General features: G+C 54.9%; 18 protein-coding genes and 1 pseudogene. 12 read left to right on the top strand and 7 right to left on the bottom strand.

Translation table 11 applies throughout. The features are described 5' to 3' along the window. Window positions 1-77: 77 nt before the first annotated feature. The 4 genes and pseudogenes from CKV94_RS09395 to CKV94_RS11235 all read left to right on the top strand — a co-directional run. Window positions 78-611 (top strand): annotated as a pseudogene (locus CKV94_RS09395) (methyltransferase); the annotation flags it as partial. A 74-nt stretch (window positions 612-685) separates the two neighbouring features. Then, window positions 686-1,462, top strand: coding sequence for a hypothetical protein (locus tag CKV94_RS09390; RefSeq protein WP_003821794.1), 777 nt, complete (start codon window positions 686-688; stop codon window positions 1,460-1,462). A 114-nt stretch (window positions 1,463-1,576) separates the two neighbouring features. Then, window positions 1,577-2,338 carry a surface-adhesin E family protein gene (locus CKV94_RS09385; RefSeq protein ID WP_155114494.1) on the top strand — a complete coding sequence of 254 codons (762 nt, stop codon included), beginning with the start codon at window positions 1,577-1,579 and terminating at the stop codon, window positions 2,336-2,338. Between the two features lie 104 nt (window positions 2,339-2,442). Continuing rightward, window positions 2,443-3,219: a hypothetical protein gene (locus tag CKV94_RS11235; RefSeq protein ID WP_035579710.1), complete on the top strand. Its 777-nt coding sequence runs from the start codon at window positions 2,443-2,445 to the stop codon at window positions 3,217-3,219. A 76-nt stretch (window positions 3,220-3,295) separates the two neighbouring features. On the opposite strand, the gene CKV94_RS09370 is transcribed toward CKV94_RS11235, so the two are convergent. Beyond that, on the bottom strand, window positions 3,296-4,540 hold the full coding sequence (locus CKV94_RS09370; RefSeq protein ID WP_003821799.1) for a D-alanyl-D-alanine carboxypeptidase family protein: 1,245 nt from the start codon (window positions 4,538-4,540) through the stop codon (window positions 3,296-3,298). A 281-nt stretch (window positions 4,541-4,821) separates the two neighbouring features. On the opposite strand from CKV94_RS09370, the gene ilvA reads away from it, so the two are divergent. The 4 genes from ilvA to glyA all read left to right on the top strand — a co-directional run bounded on the left by ilvA (window position 4,822) and on the right by glyA (window position 9,188). After that, window positions 4,822-6,348, top strand: coding sequence for a threonine ammonia-lyase, biosynthetic (ilvA, locus tag CKV94_RS09365; protein WP_003821803.1), 1,527 nt, complete (start codon window positions 4,822-4,824; stop codon window positions 6,346-6,348). 109 nt (window positions 6,349-6,457) lie between these two features. Next, the gene (locus CKV94_RS09360; RefSeq protein WP_003821804.1) at window positions 6,458-7,093 is read left to right on the top strand and encodes an alpha/beta hydrolase; all 636 of its coding nucleotides are present in this window, start codon (window positions 6,458-6,460) and stop codon (window positions 7,091-7,093) included. A 140-nt stretch (window positions 7,094-7,233) separates the two neighbouring features. Next, the gene (gene cutA, locus CKV94_RS09355) at window positions 7,234-7,557 is read left to right on the top strand and encodes a divalent-cation tolerance protein CutA (protein ID WP_003821805.1); all 324 of its coding nucleotides are present in this window, start codon (window positions 7,234-7,236) and stop codon (window positions 7,555-7,557) included. 380 nt (window positions 7,558-7,937) lie between these two features. Continuing rightward, a complete protein-coding gene (gene glyA, locus CKV94_RS09350; protein WP_003821807.1) occupies window positions 7,938-9,188 on the top strand; it encodes a serine hydroxymethyltransferase in 1,251 nt (416 codons plus the stop codon). Between the two features lie 179 nt (window positions 9,189-9,367). Here the strand turns inward: glyA and erpA are convergent, their stop codons facing one another. Both erpA and CKV94_RS09340 read right to left on the bottom strand, forming a co-directional pair. Beyond that, the gene (gene erpA, locus CKV94_RS09345; protein ID WP_003821808.1) at window positions 9,368-9,718 is read right to left on the bottom strand and encodes an iron-sulfur cluster insertion protein ErpA; all 351 of its coding nucleotides are present in this window, start codon (window positions 9,716-9,718) and stop codon (window positions 9,368-9,370) included. Between the two features lie 249 nt (window positions 9,719-9,967). Next, window positions 9,968-11,473: an SEL1-like repeat protein gene (locus CKV94_RS09340; RefSeq protein ID WP_003821810.1), complete on the bottom strand. Its 1,506-nt coding sequence runs from the start codon at window positions 11,471-11,473 to the stop codon at window positions 9,968-9,970. A 556-nt stretch (window positions 11,474-12,029) separates the two neighbouring features. Here CKV94_RS09340 and CKV94_RS09335 point away from each other — a divergent pair. Further along, window positions 12,030-12,866, top strand: a complete 837-nt coding sequence (locus CKV94_RS09335) for a 23S rRNA (adenine(2030)-N(6))-methyltransferase RlmJ (RefSeq protein ID WP_035579854.1) — start codon at window positions 12,030-12,032, stop codon at window positions 12,864-12,866. 73 nt (window positions 12,867-12,939) lie between these two features. On the opposite strand, the gene CKV94_RS09330 is transcribed toward CKV94_RS09335, so the two are convergent. Continuing rightward, window positions 12,940-13,503: a hypothetical protein gene (locus CKV94_RS09330; RefSeq protein ID WP_003821813.1), complete on the bottom strand. Its 564-nt coding sequence runs from the start codon at window positions 13,501-13,503 to the stop codon at window positions 12,940-12,942. A gap of 180 nt (window positions 13,504-13,683) precedes the next feature. Here CKV94_RS09330 and CKV94_RS09325 point away from each other — a divergent pair, with 180 nt between their 5' ends. From CKV94_RS09325 to CKV94_RS11500, 3 genes are all read left to right on the top strand, one after another. Beyond that, the gene (locus CKV94_RS09325) at window positions 13,684-13,917 is read left to right on the top strand and encodes an alternative ribosome-rescue factor A (protein WP_003821815.1); all 234 of its coding nucleotides are present in this window, start codon (window positions 13,684-13,686) and stop codon (window positions 13,915-13,917) included. Window positions 13,918-14,278: 361 nt separating this feature from the next. Further along, window positions 14,279-15,544: a Glu/Leu/Phe/Val family dehydrogenase gene (locus tag CKV94_RS09320; protein WP_035579715.1), complete on the top strand. Its 1,266-nt coding sequence runs from the start codon at window positions 14,279-14,281 to the stop codon at window positions 15,542-15,544. 200 nt (window positions 15,545-15,744) lie between these two features. Further along, window positions 15,745-15,993 carry an alternative ribosome-rescue factor A gene (locus tag CKV94_RS11500; RefSeq protein ID WP_023886342.1) on the top strand — a complete coding sequence of 83 codons (249 nt, stop codon included), beginning with the start codon at window positions 15,745-15,747 and terminating at the stop codon, window positions 15,991-15,993. A 126-nt stretch (window positions 15,994-16,119) separates the two neighbouring features. Here the strand turns inward: CKV94_RS11500 and CKV94_RS11230 are convergent, their stop codons facing one another. From CKV94_RS11230 to CKV94_RS09305, 3 genes are all read right to left on the bottom strand, one after another. Then, window positions 16,120-16,293: a hypothetical protein gene (locus CKV94_RS11230; RefSeq protein ID WP_003821825.1), complete on the bottom strand. Its 174-nt coding sequence runs from the start codon at window positions 16,291-16,293 to the stop codon at window positions 16,120-16,122. 95 nt (window positions 16,294-16,388) lie between these two features. Continuing rightward, window positions 16,389-17,171, bottom strand: a complete 783-nt coding sequence (locus CKV94_RS09310) for a WGR domain-containing protein (RefSeq protein ID WP_223417301.1) — start codon at window positions 17,169-17,171, stop codon at window positions 16,389-16,391. Window positions 17,172-17,236: 65 nt separating this feature from the next. Further along, entirely contained in the window at window positions 17,237-18,862 is a 1,626-nt protein-coding gene (locus tag CKV94_RS09305; protein ID WP_003821829.1) for an ABC-F family ATPase, read from the bottom strand. Between the last annotated feature and the right edge of the window lie 276 nt (window positions 18,863-19,138).

The raw sequence follows: 19,138 nt of genomic DNA, 5'->3' as shown, positions 1-19,138 counted from the left end.
AAATAGCAAATGGCTGGCATCCATACCTCGCTTTTAACTAGGCATACACCAAAACCTAAACTATCCCCTATTCCCAACCAGTCCGCCGCCTGCTCGACGTGGGCGGCAACACCGGCCGCTGGGCACTGCAATGCGTGGCATACAACCCGGAAGTGCAAGTCACCATCATGGATTTGCCCCAGCAAATCCAACTGATGAAAGAGCACACCGCCGGCCTGCCCGGTGCCGAACGCATCCATGGCCACCCCGCCAACCTGCTCGCCCCCGACACCACATTCCCCGAAGGCTTCGACGCCATCTGGATGAGCCAATTCCTCGACTGCTTTACCGAACAGCAAGTTACCTCCATTCTCAGCCGTGCCGCCGCCAGCATGAGCGAAAACAGCACCCTCTACATCCTCGAGCCTCTGTGGGACAGGCAAAAATATGAAACCGCCGCCTACTGCCTCACCCAAACCAGCCTCTACTTCACCGCCCTGGCCAACGGCAACAGCAAAATCTTCCACAGCGCCGACCTCAGCCGCTGCATCGAAGCCGCCGGCCTGCAAATAGCCAAAATCCACGACAACCTCGGCCTCGGCCACAGCCTCTTGTGCTGTAAGAAAACGTAAAATAGAAAAAGGCTACCTGAAAAACCAAACCGCAGTTTTCAGGTAGCCTCCAACCCGCATAAAAGGAAACCACCATGCAAGCCATCAAATTAGCCCTCATCCTATCCGCCGCCGCCCTGCCCCTTGCCGCCCAAGCCAAGCAGCCCGCCCGCCAAGCCGCCGGCCTGCCCCAATTCATCCGCAGCATCAACCGGGACGCGCCCATCAAATCCGGCCCCTTCACCATCCGCCGCGCTGCCGCGCAAGGCGGCAACATCCTGATCGACGCCGCCATCGACAGCCAACAACTCCCCCTGCCGCCCGCCGCCGAACGCGAGCCCACCGTCCAAGCCCTGCAAACCCTTGCCGAAGCCTCCTGGTGCGAACATCCCCAATTCCCCGCCCTCAACCAAACTCGCAGCCTCACCACCCGCTACACCATCAGCGGTGAAACCACCCCCATCAACCTCACCATCCCTGCCGGCCGCTGCGCCCAAATCCAAAGCAGCCAAAGCCCGGCACAACAGGAAGAAAACGGCCAAATCGCCGCCCTCATCCTCCTCATTCCCGGCATGAACCAGCGCCTCCCCCTCACCGAAGACAAGCTCACCCTGCAACGCGTCCGCTTCGACCACACCGCGCGCACCATGCACAAACACCTCACCCTCAACGACCCCGAGCTCGCCAAACAGCCCGTCGCACAAATCCGCGCCAAACTGCAGGCCGAAGCCCGCACCCTCGTGTGCGACGACCCCCTGCTCGCCCAAAGCAACCGCTACTACCCCACCACCCACCACTTCACCCTCCCCGGCCAATCCGAACCCTTCGAAGCCACCGTTACCAAAAACAGCTGCACCGAAGACGCAAAATAAGCTGCCCGGCATACAAAGGCTACCTGAAACTTTAGCTTCGCAGAGATTTGCAAAACCCGCTTTCAGGTAGCCTGTATAACCGAGAACAATTAAATCTTCTCCACTCCCTCCATCATGAAATCCCTACTCTCCATCCTGCCCATATCCCTTCTCGCCGCCTGCTCCAACCCATCCGAAACCATACAGCAAGCCCCCTCTGCGCCCGCACCTGCACCGAACACTGCCTCCATCCCCGCAGCCGCTCCAACGCCCGCCGCAGGTGAAGACCTATCTATGGTGTCACACACCCAAAAATTCAAAAAACCCCAGTCCACCCAAGAAGATGCCGTACTGGTGGAAAGCACCATGTATAGCAAAACCCAAAACAGCCCCGTCCTGCTCACCCGCCATACCGTCCTCCCACAAGACCGCCTCAACCAAGACCACAAAACCCACGGCCTCGTCTGCTGGAACTGCGAAAACCACCTCAGCTCCTATTTCGACCTTGCCAGCACCCGCTTCGACCCGGATACCCCGAGCGGCGTGTACTTCAACATGATCATCAACTCCACCGATGAGGAATCCGGCAACGCACCACGATCCAACATATTGAAACTGCACATAAACTGCGCCAACGGCCAAGGCACGCTCCTCACCAACACCCTCTACAGCAGCTTCTTCGGGCGCGGCCAAGCCCTCACCCGCGACATCCCGCGCAACGAAGCCTTCGTGCTCGATCCGCACACCGTAACCCCCCAAGCCCTCGCCGCCGCCGAAGCCTGCCGCATACAGGCACGCCCGCTGTGGAACAGCCGCATGGCCGTGGAAAAACTCGAAGCCGCCATCATCAACAAAAACCTGCAACGCTGGCAGGAACGTGAGCAAGGCAGCCGATAGGCTACCTGAAAACCGAACTCATACCATGTAAAAACCACCCGCAAGCCAAGCTCCGCAGAAACCCCGTTTCAGGTAGCCCAACCCGGGAAGCAACAGGAAACCTCATGTCCGCACGCCTTCAAACCCTCCTCCTAACCGTCTTGCTGGCCGCCGCCCCAAGCATCCAAGCCCAACCCACCCGGCAAGAGCTGCAAACCGTCATCAATTCCATCAATCGCAAACCATCTGTTCGTTTCGGCAGTAACACCGCTAGCCATAGAGTATTGTTGGAAAATGGCCATGTCGTGTTTGATGTCGTTATCAATCCAGAATCCCCTTCTCAGCCCAAACCCCTTCCGATTGACTTGCTGCCTCTCCTGCAATCCAATCTATCAGATCTAAACTTAGGATTTTTATGCGGAAGCAGAGAAACTTGGCAACTCAGCAATCTATCAGACGTAACAATGCGTTATCGTCTAACGGATAAGCACAATGATGCCATTACTGCCACACTCCCTAAAGGATATTGCGCCACCCATTCCACCATTCACCCCCAAACAGAGTCCGAAAAGATGGAAGTCGCAGCCAACATTGTAGCCACTACAAATCAACAGTTACCACTCAAACTGAACGACCAACTAACTTTGACACGGGTAGCAATGGACACAAAGAATCCAACCATGCACCGATACTTCATGATTACCGACCCATCCATCATCGGCCCAAATTTATCCGCTTTCCGCACTTTTCTCCAACAATCTCTAGAAAACGCCACCTGCAATGATCGGACAAATGCCGAAAACAACCGCCATTTCGCCACACACGAACACCTTACTTTCGCCAACCGCCTGGGTTCGGTCGATGTCGTCATCCCCCAAGGCTTTTGCGCCAACCGCCGATAGGCAGCAGCCAAAAAAGGCTACCTGAAACCCCCGTTCCGAGTTTTCAGGTAGCCTTTATCGCATTAATTACGCCGTGTTAAGACCCGCTAAACAGGCTCTTAAACCACAGCACGATGCTGTCCCACAGGCGGCCGAAGAAGCCGGCTTCGGCCACATCGTTGAGCGCCACCACGTCTTTCTGCGCCACCACGCGGTTTTGTGCGTCCATAAATTTCACGGTGCCGAGCACTTGGCCTTTGCTAATCGGCGCGAGTACGGGCTGCACGGTTTCCAACACGGGCTGGAGCTGCGCGGCCTGGCCGTGCGGCACGGTGATGTAGGTGGCGTCGATAAAGCCCACGTTCACGGCGTTATCCGCGCCTTTATACACTTTCACCTGCGAAATGGCGGTTTCGGCCTCATACAGCTTGGGCGTGTCGTAGGATTGCAGCGCCCAGTTGAGCAATTTGCTGCTCTCGGCAGCACGCGCCTGCATGCTTTCGGTACCCACCACCACGGAAATCACACGGCGGCCATTGCGTTTGCTGGAAGCCACCAGGTTGTAGCCGGCGCTGTCGGTGTGGCCGGTTTTCATGCCGTCCACGTCGGGGTCGCGGTAGAGCAGCAGATTGCGGTTGGGCTGGGTGATGTTGTTGTAGCTGTAGGATTGGATGGCGTAGAGCGGATAGTATTGCGGATAGTCGTGAATGATCGCCGCGGAAAGGGTGATGAGGTCTTGCACCGAGGTGTAGTGCTGCGCGCCGGGCAGGCCGGTGCTGTTCTCAAAATGGGTATCGTTCATGCCGAGCCGTTTGGCTTCGGCGTTCATCAGCTGCACAAACTGCGCTTCGCTGCCGGCCACGGCTTCGGCCAGGGTGATAGAGGCATCGTTGCCGGACTGCACAATCACCCCTTTGAGCAAATCGTCCACGCGGGCAGGGGTTTTCGGGTCGAGGAACATGCGCGAACCTTCCGCTTTCCAGCCCTGCTCGGAAACGGTAAAGGTTTGATCCGGTTTGAGCTTGCCTTCTTCCAGCGCTTTAAACACCAAATAGGCGGTCATCAGCTTGGTGAGCGAGGCGGGCTCGATGTGTTCGTTTAATTTGTGCGAGGCGAGCATCTGGCCGCTTTGTGCGTCGTACACGGCATAGGCCGAGGCTTTGATTTCTGGCAATCCCACGGCGGTTACGGGCTGGGTGGCGGCGGAATTGGCAGCGGCAGCCGGAGTAGAAGCGGCGGGAGCGGAGGCTTGGCGGGGGGCGGAAGCGGCTTGCGGTGCGGCCTGCACCTGCCAGCCGGCCACTAAAAGGGATAGGGTGAGAAGGGTGAGTTTTTGTTTCATTGCGTTGTCTGTTTGATTTTATTGAATGGCTTGCCGCCAGCAGGCTTGGGATTGAGGCTACCTGAAAGTGGAACTGTAACGAAGTTAAAGCGCAGCAGAGGTGCTGCAAGGCAGAAATTTTTTCAGGTAGCCTGCCGCCAAAAGCCAATCATGCGGCAAAATTGTGCCGATTATAGCCGCTCAAGCTTGTATTGCTAAGCGTTTAACCTGATTTTTCTTGCCAGCGGCGGCGCAAACGGAGTATCTTGCCGCCTTTCAAAACGATTTCAGACACCGCCATCATGCCTTTGCCCCACACCGACTACCTTACCCGCATCCTCACTGCCTCTGTTTACGACGTGGCTGCCGAAACGCCGCTCGATTTCGCCCGCAACCTTTCCGCGCGCAGCGGCAACCGCATCCTGCTCAAACGCGAAGACCTCCAGCCCGTTTTCTCCTTCAAAATCAGGGGTGCATACAATAAAATGGCCAAGCTGCCGCCCAAGCTGCTGCAAAAAGGCGTGATTACCGCCAGCGCCGGCAACCACGCGCAGGGCGTGGCGCTTTCCGCGCAGAAGCTCGGCTGCGAAGCCACCATCGTGATGCCCGAAACCACGCCGCAGATTAAAGTGGACGCCGTGCGCTCGCGCGGCGGCAAAGTGGTGCTCAAAGGCGTATCGTTCAACGATGCCTACGACCACGCCGTAGAGCTGGCCAAAAGCAGCGGCCAAACCTATATCCCGCCGTTTGACGACCCCGATGTGATTGCCGGCCAAGGCACCATCGGGCTGGAAATCGTTCGCCAGCACTCCAAGCCAATTGATGCCGTGTTCGTGCCCATCGGCGGCGGCGGTCTGGCGGCCGGCGTGGCCGTGTTCATCAAGCAGGTGCGCCCCGAAATCAAAGTAATCGGCGTGCAAACCCACGATTCCTGCGCCATGAAAACCTCCATCGAAGAAGGCCGCCTGGTGGCGCTCAAAGACGTTGGCCTGTTTTCAGACGGCACGGCGGTGAAACTGGTGGGCGAAGAAACCTTCCGCCTATGCCGCGAATTCTTGGATGAAATCATCACAGTAGACACCGACGCCATCTGCGGCGCGCTTAAAGATATTTTCGACGACACCCGCAGCATCTGCGAGCCCGCCGGCGCGCTGGCCTTGGCCGGCCTCAAAGCCTACATCGCCCGCGAGCAGGCGCAGGGCCAAACCCTGATTGCCGTAACCAGCGGCGCCAACATCAATTTCCACCGCCTGCGCCACGTTTCCGAGCGCAGCGAACTGGGCGAAGGCAACGAAGGCATTTTTGCCGTGTCGATTCCCGAGCAGCCCGGCAGCTTCCTCAAGTTCATCAATATTTTGGGCAGCCGCAACATCACCGAATTCAACTACCGCTACGGCGACGACACCATCGCACACATTTTCGTGGGCATCCAAAGCAAAGGCGCGTCCGACCTGGCCGCCATCAGCGCCGAACTCACCGCCGCCGGCCTGCCCAACACTGACCTCACCGACGACGAAACCGCCAAAATCCACATCCGCTATATGGTAGGCGGCCGCACCGGCAAAGTGGCGCACGAACGCCTATTCAGCTTCGAGTTCCCCGAACGCCCCGGCGCGCTGGCCTACTTCCTCAGCCGGATGCAGAGCAGCTGGAACATCACCCTGTTCCACTACCGCAACCACGGCTCGGATTACGGCCGCGTGCTGGTAGGCATCGATGTGCCTCCCGCCGACCACCAAGCCTTCGCCACCTTCCTGCAAGAGCTGGGCTATGTGCACACCGAGCAAACTGACAACGCCGCCTACCGCCTATTCCTCGGCCAGGCTTAAGATCAATACTGCTCATTTTCAGGTAGCCTCATCAGCCCGTTCAGGCTACCTGAAAACATCCGCCTTAGCAGTTAAAATCAAAATCCATTTATAAACAAAGAGAATCCAAATGCTCGCTCCCCAACACCTACTCTGGATAGACGGCCCTGCCGGCCGCCTGCACACCATCTACCTGCCGCCCGAGGCCCCCGAGCGCGGCGTGGCCGTCATCAACCACCCCAACCCCCTGCACGGCGGCACGTTTACCAACAAAGTGATCCAAACCGCCGCCAAAGTCTATGCCCGCCTAGGCTTCCACTGCTACCTGCCCAACCTGCGCGGCGTGGGCGAAAGCGAAGGCGAACACGACTACGGGCGCGGCGAAACCGACGACTGCCTCGCCGTCATCGACTACGCCCAGAACCAACACCCCCATGCAGCCCAACTCATCATTTCCGGCTTCTCCTTCGGCGGCTACGTGAGCCTGTTTGCCGCCCAACAGCGCCGCCCCGATGCCCTCGTGCTGCTCGGCCCCGCCGTGGGCATGTATGAAGTGCCCGCCGCCCAAGCCGCCGACCCGGCGCATACTTTGGTAGTCCACGGCGAAATTGATGAAGTCGTCCCACTGGCCAACGCCCTCAGCTGGGCCGCCCCGCAAGACATCCCCGTGGTTGTGCTGCCCCAATCCTCCCACTTCTTCCACGGCAAACTCATCCCCCTGCGCGACACCCTACTGCGCTTCGTACCCAGTGTGTTGGAAAAATAAGCTGATCGGTTTCAGGTAGCCTTTGGATTGGAAAGGCTACCTGAAAAACTATCCGCCACACTTCCCCTATTGAACCCAAAATATCCGCCAGTCTGCTGTACCCAGCCAGGCTACCTGAAACCCATCTCCTCCTTACCGCCATGCCTACCTGCCAACCAGCCATCGTCCTCACCACCTGCCCCAGCCAAACCGAAGCCGAACGCATCGGCAGGCTCCTATTGCAACAGCGCCTCGCCGCCTGCGTGCAATACGAAGCCATTCAAAGCCAATACCTCTGGCAGGGCGAGCTCTGTTGCGACAGCGAAATCCGACTCACCATCAAAATCGCCGAGCAGCACTATCCCGCCGTTGAACGCCTGATTCTCGAACAGCACAGCTACGATTGCCCGCAAATCCTGCTGCTGCCCGTATCCGGCGGCGCAGAAGGCTACCTGAAATGGCTGCAAGATAACCTCGCGCCGTAATCCGGCCAACTATCTTTAATAATATTGCCGCAGATCAAAGGCTACCTGAAATATTGGCTCCGCAGAAACCCGCAGAGCCCGCTTTCAGGTGACCTTCGTTGCCAGCCGCATACAGCTGAAGGACTTTGCTACATGCCAAGCCACAAGCCGCAAATAGGCTAATCCATATAGCCAGACCAGCCGCCGCCGCAGGAAGCAAAGGGCTTTAGCTATCGGCACCGAATTCGGCTACAATACCGCCTAATGAGTTAAATAAACTCCCCTTCCCCAGCCAACCGTCGGCAGTACAAACGGCACAGTCGGGGCAAGAGCAGGTTTGTTCAGCTTATCCCCCGCTGCCCGCCAGCATCCATCTATTGTCTGTCAAAGGAGACCCAAATATGTTTTCCCGCAGCATCACCATCGCCAAATACGATCCCGACCTCGCCGCCGCCATTGCCGCCGAAGACAAGCGCCAGCAAGACCACGTTGAGCTGATTGCCTCCGAGAACTACGTCAGCTGCGCCGTGATGGAAGCCCAGGGCAGCCAGCTCACCAACAAATACGCCGAAGGCTACCCCGGCAAACGCTACTACGGCGGCTGCGAACACGTGGATGTGGCCGAAGAGCTTGCCCTCGAACGCGTGAAAAAACTGTTCGGCGCCACCTATGCCAACGTACAACCCCACTCCGGCTCGCAGGCCAACCAAGCCGTATATGCCTCCGTATTGAAACCCGGTGACACCATCCTCGGCATGAGCCTTGCCCACGGCGGCCACCTCACCCACGGCGCATCAGTAAATATTTCCGGCAAGCTCTACAACGCCATCACCTACGGCCTGGACGAAAACGAAGTGCTCGACTACGCCGAAGTGGAACGCCTCGCACTCGAACACAAACCCAAAATGATTGTGGCCGGCGCCTCCGCCTACGCCTTGGAAATCGACTGGGCGAAATTCCGCGAAATCGCCGATAAAGTGGGCGCGTATCTGTTTGTGGATATGGCACACTATGCCGGCCTGATTGCCGCCGGCGAATACCCAAACCCCGTGCCGCACGCCGACTTCGTTACCACCACCACCCACAAAACCCTGCGCGGCCCGCGCGGCGGCGTGATTCTGTGCCGCGACAATACCCACGAAAAAGCGCTCAACTCCGCTATTTTCCCCAGCCTGCAAGGCGGACCGCTGATGCACGTGATTGCCGCCAAGGCCGTGGCCTTCAAAGAAGCCCTGTCGCCTGAATTCAAGCAATACGCTAAACAGGTGAAGATCAATGCTGCCGCCATGGCCGAAGAGCTGGTAAAACGTGGCCTGCGCATCATTTCCGGCCGCACCGAAAGCCACGTTTTCCTGGTGGATCTGCGCCCGAAACACATCACCGGCAAAGCCGCTGAAGCTGCACTAGGCAAAGCATTGATTACCATCAACAAAAACGCCATCCCGAACGACCCGGAAAAACCCTTCGTTACCTCCGGCATCCGCGTAGGTACTGCCGCCATCACCACCCGCGGCTTCGACGAAGCTGCCGCCCGCAAACTGGCGAATCTGGTGGCCGATGTGCTGGACAAACCCGAAGACGAAGCCAACCTGGCCCGCGTAGCCGGCGAAGTGAAAGCCCTGTGCGACCAATTCCCGGTATACGGCGCATAAGCAGATAGCTTTGATCGCTTCGCTTAAAATAAAACCAGCCGGCTGGAAACAGCCGGCTTTTTTATGCCATTTAATATATAGCGGATTAAAGATAAGGCGGCGAGCCAGTACCATAGCATTCTTATTTAAAAGGCTACCTGAAAATTTCAGGTAGCCTTTCATTCATGCACTTGAAGCAATCAAACCGAGAACGAAGAACCGCAGCCGCAAGTAGTTACGGCATTCGGGTTGCTGCGGATAACGAATTGCGAACCTTGCAAGCCTTCGGTGTAGTCGATTTCCGCACCGAGCAGGTATTGGTAGCTCATCGGGTCGATTAGGAAAACAAGACCGCTTTTTTCGATTTGGAAGTCGTCGTCGTTCACGATTTCGTCGAAAGTAAAGCCGTATTGGAAGCCGGAGCAGCCGCCGCCGTTCACGAACACTCGCAGTTTCAAATCGGGGTTGTTTTCTTCGGCAATCAGCTCGGCTACCTTATTACAGCAGCTTTCAGTGAAGATAATGGGATCGCTGTGATCAATGTCAGACATGATTTATTCCTTTTTCTGTGTTATGCGGGATGGGCTTATTGTGGCGCAAAGCGGGGTTTGCGGGCAAGTCGGCCTTGAGTAAATTCTAAGCGGCAAATAAGGGCGGAAGCGTCGGGTTTAAAGTGCAGGCAGGCGGTGCCTGCGGCGAAATATTTTAAGGCAGGCGTTGCGTTTCGCCATCATTGCATATAAAGGCTACCTGAAAAACCGTTTGCCATTTTTCAGGTAGCCTTTTGATTTCAGGCAGCCCTAAGCCAATTCTTCCTGCCATTGCTCCAAGAGCTTCTGCCACTCGCCTTCGTTTTTATGACCTTGGGCAATCGCGGCTTTGAGATGGGAAATTGCTTCGCCGGCGTTGGCGCGCACCCCCCAGCCGTGGTAGTAGAGGCAGGCGAGGTTGTAGTGCGCCACGGGGTCGTGCCGGAGGGCGGCTTTTTTAAACCAAGCGGCGGCTTTTTCGTAGTCTTTGCCCACAAATTCGCCAAGGAAAAACATCATGCCGAGGTTGGTCTGCGCACGCGGCAGGCCGTATTCGGCGGCGGCTTTATAGAGCGCGAAGGCTTGGCCGATGTCTTGGGTGGCGCCGTTGAGGCCGAAATGACAAACGAAGGCTTGGCGGTAGTGTTCTTCAGCCAGCTGTTCTTCCGGATCGGGCAGATGGCACACCGGGTCGGACGCACGGCGCTGGGGTTTCACCGGCTCGGCCAGCTTTTCTTTGGCTTCTTCGTGCCCGTTGAGCACGGCCTGTTCATACCATTGCCGTGCCAGTTTGTCGTCTTTAGATACGCCCAAGCCGTAGCGGTACACATCGCCCATCTGATACATGGCGTCGGCATTGCCCAAGCGCACGGCCTGCTCCAGGCAGCGCACGGCAGCTTCGAAATTCTGCTGGATGCCCTGCCCGGTGAGCAGCTGTTTGGCCAACAGGTTCAGTGCTTCGGAATCATTGGCGTTGGCAGCTTGGATAATCCATTGCACGGCGGCTTTGGGGTCGGCAGCGCAGCCGATACCGTTAAGCCGCATATGCCCGGCCTTGCTTTGGGCAGCCACCACGCCTTTGGCAGCCACACGCTCATACCAATGCAGGGCTTTGGCTTTGTCCATGCCACCGAAGCGGCCGGTTTCATACAAGCGGGCGAGCTGCCATTGCGCATCGCCGTAGTCGTGTTCGGCAGCGCGTTTGAGCCAGCTGATGCCTTGGCGCACATCGGTTTTGGTGCCAAGCCCGTGCAGGAGGGCATAGGCCATATGATATTGCGCCTGCGGTTCGCCCAGCGCGGCAGCATGGGAGGCCCAGGCGAAGGCTTTTTGGTGCTGGCCGTGGGCGGCCGCGTTTTCCATCAGCCACACAATAGCCGGCGGGAATTTTTGCGCAGCCAGATGCTGCATCACTTGGCTGGCGGCCAATACGTCTTGCTGCATGCCTTCGCCGTTAGCCTGCATCAAAGCCAGGCTGTAAGCGGCTTTCAGGTAGCCTGAAGCGGCGGCACGCTCCAGCCAATATAGTGCGGTGGCATAGTTTTGCGGCACATTTTGGCCTTGGCGGTTCCATTCGCCCAGCTCGTATTGCGCCTGCTGATGCCCCATTTCGGCGGCCTGGAGCATATCGACCACAGCTTTTTCGCGGGTGTCTTCTGCTTCCAACAGCTGTTGGGCGCGTCGGTAGTAGGCTTCGGCATCAGGCAGATTATCCTGCTCCGTCCGATTTGTTTTCACCAGCTTAACGGCTTTGCGCCCGAGTGCAAATTTAATCATTCGTTCCAACCGTATTTAAATCTTTCTTTTGGCGGCTATTGCGGCCTGGCCACATACCGCCACTCCCTAGTTAAGGCCGGTTGGCAAGGGCTATTCCCCTGCCCGCTAACTGTTCTGTTGCACGGCATCTTGTTAATATACAGACATTTTAGCATGCCGGCATACCCTGTGGCAGCCCGTTTAAGCTATTTGAGGCTACCTGAAAAGCCAGAACACACCGATAATTTGCTAACGGAGCCTCTTTTACGCATAAATTGCCAAACTTTCGGGCTATGAATTGTCGTTCATTTGATTTTGGTCAATATTTCTCCCGACCATTATCTTTATAATCCCCTCCAAGTTGAAAGGATTTAGTGCCCGGCTGGCAATCAAAGCTGGTTGGTTGAAATAGAGATGCTCCTGTTTCTTGCAACATTGGATTCATTTTCCTCTTGATGTGTGTGTGTTTAGGTGTGGCCGACTGCCACACCTTTTTTTATCTGCAATATTTAGCCAAAGTAGCGGAAGCCAACCAACCCGCTATAAAATGCCGCTTTTCCCAACTCAGCGCCACCCCATGCTCAGCTACCGCCATGTCTTCCATGCCGGCAACCACGCCGACATGCTCAAACATTTCATCCTGTTTCTCACCCTCAGCTATTTCAACCGCAAAGACAAGCCTTATTGGTATATCGACACCCATAGCGGCGCCGGCCTATACCGGCTGGCAGACGATGCCGCGCAAAAAACCAGCGAACACCAACAAGGCATCAGCCGCCTGCTCGCCGCGCCCGCCCTGCCCGCTGAGCTGGAACAATTCCGCCAACACCTGCACAGCATCCTGCCCACGCCCGATTTCTATTGCGGCTCGCCCCGCCTTGCCCAAAGCTTGCTGCGCGACAGCGACAAAATGCGCCTGTTTGAGCTGCACCCCGCCGACTTCGCCCTGCTGCAGGAAAACACCCGCGCCGACCACCGCATCATCGCCAAACAAAGCGACGGCTACCAAGGTCTGATTTCCCTCCTGCCGCCCCCAACGCGCCGCGCTTTGGTTCTTATCGACCCACCCTACGAACAAAAGCAAGACTACCGTCAAGTAGTCAAAACCCTACAGGCCGCCCTGCGCCGCTTTGCCACCGGCTGCTATTTGCTGTGGTATCCCTGCCTTTCGCGCGAAGAAAGCCGCCAACTGCCCGCCGAACTGCACAAACTGCCCGCTACCCATTGGCTGCAAGCCGAACTGCATGCCCACGCCCCGCGCAGCGACGGCTTCGGTATGCACGGCAGCGGCATGTTCGTTATCAATCCGCCCTATCTGCTGGCCGAACAGCTCGCCGCCAACCTGCCTGCCCTCGCCGAACTCTTGGCGCAAGACAAAGGCGCTAGGTTTGTGCTGGAGCAAGAAAGTGCTTAAGCATTTAAGTTTTCAGGTAGCCTTTTTCATGCAAAGGCTACCTGAAAAATACAGCACCACGCCAAACCAGCAATCAATACATTAATTTGCCATACAGCTGCCCCGGCTGACAGCGATTTCTGATTTCCTCCGCCAATTCCAAAGCATTCCCCGCGCTGTTAAGCCACACCTGGTTTCCGGCTGCAGACGACGGCTTAATCCGATTCAAATTCAAACTGAGCGTTTGCGGCACTACGCCGGCCTGTTCCGGCATACGGTATTGCAATAACAATTTGTTGGGAAAGTTTCCGCCCCGCAAATTCACAAATTGCAACCATTCATAAGCCACAAAACCTTCGCCCGCACCCGATAAACAATAACGGATACCCTCTTCCTCTAAACGCACAAACTCGCGTGGTCCGGTACGTTTGCCATGCCACCGCCACCACACCAGCCTGCATACCGCTAAGGCAAGCAGCAGCAAGATACCCAAGTGCAATACCGTTATTCGATATTGCCCAGATAGCAAAACTATCCGTCCAAGAATAGTGAGCAACGCCGCGGCACCAAACACAGTAGCCCACCCGTTTAACAAGCCTCTGCCAAACTCCCACTCCCGTATCTCTTTACGACAGGAAAGATAATCATGATTTTCCATTGTGTTATTTCCTCAATAAAGCTATCTGAAAGTACCGTAAAGCAATAATGCAAAACCCTGCAGCATCATATCCCCTCTGCTTAACAACATCAATTTTCAGGTAGCCTGCCCCCCTTGCCCCATCCTAACCGGCAGGCTACAATCCGCGCCCGTTTTAATACAAAACAACAGGAAAGCCCTATGGCACATCAACTCAATAAAGGCAAAATCCGTGATAACGCACTCAAAGCACTGGTGCGCTCCAATCTGTTCCGGCACAAAACGGAACGCAAAAAGAAAGGTAAAGGCAGCTACAACAGGCAGGCAGCCAAAAAATGGCGGGACGGTTTTGAACAACCGTCCCGTTTTGATTTGTATCGCTACACTGATAATCGCCTCAGCCCTCCCTGCCCACCTCCCATTCTGTGCAGGTAGCTTTTTCAACGCTCCATGTTTTGTAATGTGCCGACATCGCCACACCGCCTTGCCACCGATGCAAACCTTCCGTTTTTAAGCATTATCAACTATCTATTTATCATTTCATATACAGCCATTGAAAAATAGCTTGTTTGAAATTCCGCTGATTCGTACCATCAACATCCCTATTAAATCCGCTCATTCCGACATACCCATCGGCCGTCAAAAACAAATATTGAAAAACTGGGGAAAATAAAACCCTATACAAATGAATATATTTTTCAATTATTGGCCACACTCTATTATATTTTGTTTGGAAATTGGTTATAGTTACGACCGCAAGCCCTTTTAGCTCAACCCAACATGAGAAGGAGGAAAAATGTCCCAATCTGCTGCAAAAGAAACCCTGAATCCGTTCGAAATCGCCCGCAAACAGGTGAAAACCGCCTGCGACCGGCTCAATGCCGACCCTGCGGTGTATGAAATCCTGAAAAATCCGCAACGCGCCTTGGAAGTCAACTTCCCCGTCAAACTCGACAACGGCACAGTCAAAACCTTCACCGGTTACCGTTCGCAACACAACAACGCCGTCGGTCCCTACAAAGGCGGCGTGCGTTTCCATCCCAATGTAAATTTTGACGAAGTCAAAGCTCTGTCGATTTGGATGACCATCAAATGCTGTGTCGCAGGTATTCCTTACGGCGGCGGCAAAGGTGGCATTACTTTGGATCCGCGCGATTACTCCGAAGCAGAGTTGGAACGCATTTCCCGCGCTTACGCCGAAGCTATTTCTCCGCTCATCGGCGAAAAAATCGATATTCCCGCCCCCGATGTGAACACCAACGGCAAAATCATGTCGTGGATGGTCGATGCATACGAAAACGTCGTTAAAAAATCCGCGCCGGGCGTGTTCACCGGCAAACCGGTCGAATTCGGCGGCTCTTTGGCGCGTACCGAAGCAACGGGTTACGGCGTGAATTTCGCCGCCGTCCAAGCTTTGGAAAAACTCGGCAAAGACGTTAAAGGCGCAACCTACGCTATTCAAGGCTTCGGCAATGTGGGCTATCACACAGGTTATTACGCACATAAAGCCGGTGCAAAAATCGTTGCCGTTTCCACTGTTGATGTCGCCATTTACAATGAAAACGGCTTGGATATGGAGGCCCTGTTCAAAGAGTATCAAACCAACGGCTTTATCACCAACAAAGCGGGTTACGGCAAGGAAATAAGCAATGCCGAGCTTTTAGCACTGGATGTGGACGTACTTGCCCCATGTGCTTTGGAAAACCAACTGACTTCCGAAAACGCGGGCAAAGTCCGCGCCAAAATCGTGGTCGAAGGCGCAAACGGGCCAACTACACCCGAAGCCGATGCCATCCTACGTCAAAACGGCGTGTTGGTTGTGCCCGATATTCTGGCGAACTGCGGCGGCGTAGTCGTTTCCTATTTCGAATGGGTGCAAAACCTGCAAGGCTATTACTGGGAATTTGACGAAGTTCAGGAAAAAGAAACCGTCGTCCTGCGCCGCGCGTTCCGCGATATTTGGAATCTGGCGCAAGAGTATGATGTGGACCTGCGTACCGCGTCTTACATGATGAGTATCCGCCGTGTTGAAAAAGCGATGAAGCTGCGCGGCTGGTATTGATGGCTTGTTGAAAAAACGGTTTGATAAAGGGTTGCCTGAAAATATTCGGGCAACCCTTTCGTTTATGGATATTTGTCCTTTAACTAGGTATTGACAGCGTAATCAGGGAGTAGCAGAGATGCCGAATGACACCAGAATTACTTGCTGAAATGAGAAAGATAGGTTTAACAATTCAAGATACAAAACAAAAGGAAAGCCCTATGGTACATCAACTTAATAAAGGCAAAATACGTGATAACGCACTCAAAGCGCTGGTGCGCTCCAATCTGTTCCGGCACAAAACGGAACGCAAAAAGAAAGGCAAAGGCAGTTACAACAGGCAGGCAGCCAAAAAATGGCGGGACGGTTTTAAACAACCGTCCCGTTTGATTTGCACTATGCATAACCAAAGTGCCGCATACAGCCTTGACTGGCCTGTATGGAAAATATTTCAGCTACAGGCTACCTGAAAACCGCCTTACCGATTTTCAGGTAGCCTCAAGCTTGAGCCGATTCCAGGCCTGCGCTATGGTTTGTTTCCAAAAAACGCCCCATATCCGCCGAGCCTGACCCCAATGCACCGGCTGCTTGATGATTTAATAATTCGCGCCGGAGAGTATGGTCGACTCTATCGACAAAACCCGCGCGCTATATAGCGGAATCAGCGGTACCCATAAAGCCACAATCCATGCTGTGGTGATGCAAGTGCCGTCCGGCTCATAATCGCATTCGCCGACAAACGTGGTGCCAAACCCATTGAGTGTGAACATACTTTCTCTTTTTCTTTCGTTTTAACTGATTAACCCATGGACTAACTGAAAACCGCTTTGCCGATTTTCAGGTAGCCTCAAATATCGTTACCGCCTTACCCGTTCATGCCGCCGAAGGACATTTCTTTGTCCTCGTCCACCTCGATAGTAAGCGTATGCCCGCCGAAATAGTTGGGCTGCTCAGTGGATAAATCGATGCTGAAATCGCTGACGGTTTTGTCGTCAAAATCCACCCATAAGGATATGCCGGATAGGCAGATGCTGTCGATGATGGCCTGCCTGTCCGTTTCGGCAGTCAAAACTGTGCCGTCATACAGGACGGCTTTGTCTTTCTGTGCGATTTCTTGGGCGACCCAATCGTTGAATGCATCAACAAAATTTTCGCAGTCCAGTGCGAAATAGATAATCTTTTTGCGGTTCTTTTCAATCCATTTCAGCACCGTTTCAATCTTTTTATACGGGATTTTGTTTTTGAACAGCTTTTCCACGGCGGCGGGGTCGTAAAGCGCGTCTTCGTCGCCGTCGTATTCGTCTAACAATTCATCGGCATCCAGCACGATGGGGACGGCGTTGCCCCAAAGCGTTGCCTCGGCAAACAGCCCGTCATATCCGTCTAACAAGGCAAAGCGTTGTTGCAGCAGGCTTTCGGCAGTGGCTTTGGGCTGCGGTGTTTCGCCCGGCGCGGCATAGCCTTTGGCTTTTTTGGATTGGATGAGCTTGGCGGCATCTTTTTCGCATTCTTCCGTGCTGGCAAAGGTTTTGGTTTTGCTCTGCCCTTCCGTGCCGATGCGTCCGAAAGTAACCGTGTGGCTGCATCCTTCTATATTGATTTGCCAGAATTTTTCGGATTGTTCATCGCGGTATTCCAAATATGCCATCCAATCGGTCTCCATGTGTTTTGAAAAAGTGCAGGCTGCTTTTTTTCAGGCAGCCTGCACTTGTCTTACTCAATCCCTTTTTTCGCCAGATAGCTCTCGTAATCGCCTAGATAATATTCATATCCGCCTTTGCCATCCAGCTCGATAATCTGCGTGGCGAGAGAAGACACAAACTGCCGGTCGTGCGACACGAAAATCAGCGTGCCTTTGTATTTTTCCAGCGCCATGTTCAGCGATTCGATGCTTTCCATGTCCATGTGGTTGGTCGGTTCGTCCATAATCAACACGTTGGGTTTCAACAGCAGCAGTTTGCCGTAGAGCATGCGGCCTTTTTCACCGCCGGAGAGCACTTTCACTTTTTTCACCACGTCGTTGCTGCCGAACAGCAGGCGGCCGAGCGTGCCGCGAATCACTTGTTCGTCGTCGCCTTCCTGCCCCCATTGGCGCATCCATTCAGTCAGGTCCATGTCCACGTCGAAGTCGTTTTCGTGGTCTTGCGGGTAGTAACCGATGGTGGCTTTTTCCGCCCATTTGATGCAGCCTGCATCGGGTTTGATGTCGGAGAGTTTTTCGTCGAACGCGCCGGCCAGCAGTTTCAGCAGGGTGGATTTACCCGCGCCGTTGGGGCCGATGATGGCGAGGCGTTGTCCGGCTTCCAAGATATAAGACAGTTTTTCAAACAGGGTTTTGTCGAACGATTTGGCCAGGTTTTCCACTTCCACGGCTTGGCGGTGCAGCTTGTTTTTCTCGTCGGTTTCAAAGCGGATATACGGGTTTTGGCGGGTGGACGGTTTCACTTCCACCATTTCGGCTTTGATTTTGTCGGCCTGCTTCAAGCGGCTGGTGGCTTGTCGGGCTTTGGATTTATTGGCAGAGAAACGGGCGACGAACTCTTGCAGCTCTTGCAGTTTCTCTTTTGCCTTGGCGTTGTCTTTCAGCGCGCGTTCGCGGGATTGGGCGCTGGCCAGCATGTAGTCGTCGTAATTGCCGGGGTAAACGGTGATGGTGTTGTAGTCCAAATCCGCCATGTGGGTGCAGACTTCGTTCAGGAAGTGGCGGTCGTGGCTGATAATAATCATGGTGCTGTCGTATTGGTTCAACACGCCTTCCAGCCAGCGGATGGTGTTGATGTCCAAGTTGTTGGTCGGTTCGTCCAGCAGCAGCACGTCGGGTTTGGAAAACAGGGCTTGCGCCAGCAGCACGCGTAGCTTGAAGCCGGGCGCAACTTCCGCCATGGTAGCGTTGTGCAGCTCTTCGGCAATGCCCACGCCGCTCAATAATTCGGCGGCGCGCGCTTCGGCGGTGTAGCCGTCGTATTCGGCAAACTTGGCTTCCAGTTCTGCCGCGTGCATATAGTCTTCTTCGGTGGCTTCCGGGTTGGCGTAAATCGCGTCGCGTTCGGTCATCGCCGCCCACATTTCGGTGTGCCCCATCATCACCACGTCCAGCACGCGCATGTCTTCGTAGGCAAACTGGTCTTGGCGCAGTTTGCCCAAGCGCACGCCGTGTTCAATCGCCACTTCGCCGCTGGTCTGCTCCAAATCGCCGCCCAAAATCTTCATGAAGGTGGATTTGCCCGAGCCGTTCGCGCCGATAAGGCCATAGCGGTTGCCTTCGCCGAATTTGACGGAGACGTTTTCAAACAGCGGCTTCGCGCCGAACTGCATGGTGATGCCGGAAGTGGAAATCATGGGTGCGCCTTTGCGGAAAATTAGAATATAAAAAGCGGGCGATTTTAACACAATCAATGCTTTCTGTATTTAAAACAACCCTTCTCACCATAGCCGGCATCTATGGCAGCGGAAGCCGTTCTTTACTTCTTGCCGGGCGAGGAGTTGCAAACAGCATGAGCAATACCGCAACGCCTGCTGACGCAGCAGGCAGAAGTGCTTTAGCCGTGCTTGCAAAATTTTCAGGTAGCCTTTACCCTAACGCCATTATTCATTTCCACATCTTAAACCAATATC

Source organism: Eikenella corrodens, assembly GCF_900187105.1.
Lineage (GTDB): Bacteria > Pseudomonadota > Gammaproteobacteria > Burkholderiales > Neisseriaceae > Eikenella > Eikenella corrodens.
Note: the sequence above shows the minus strand (reverse complement) of the source record. Positions and strands in the feature narration are given on the sequence as shown.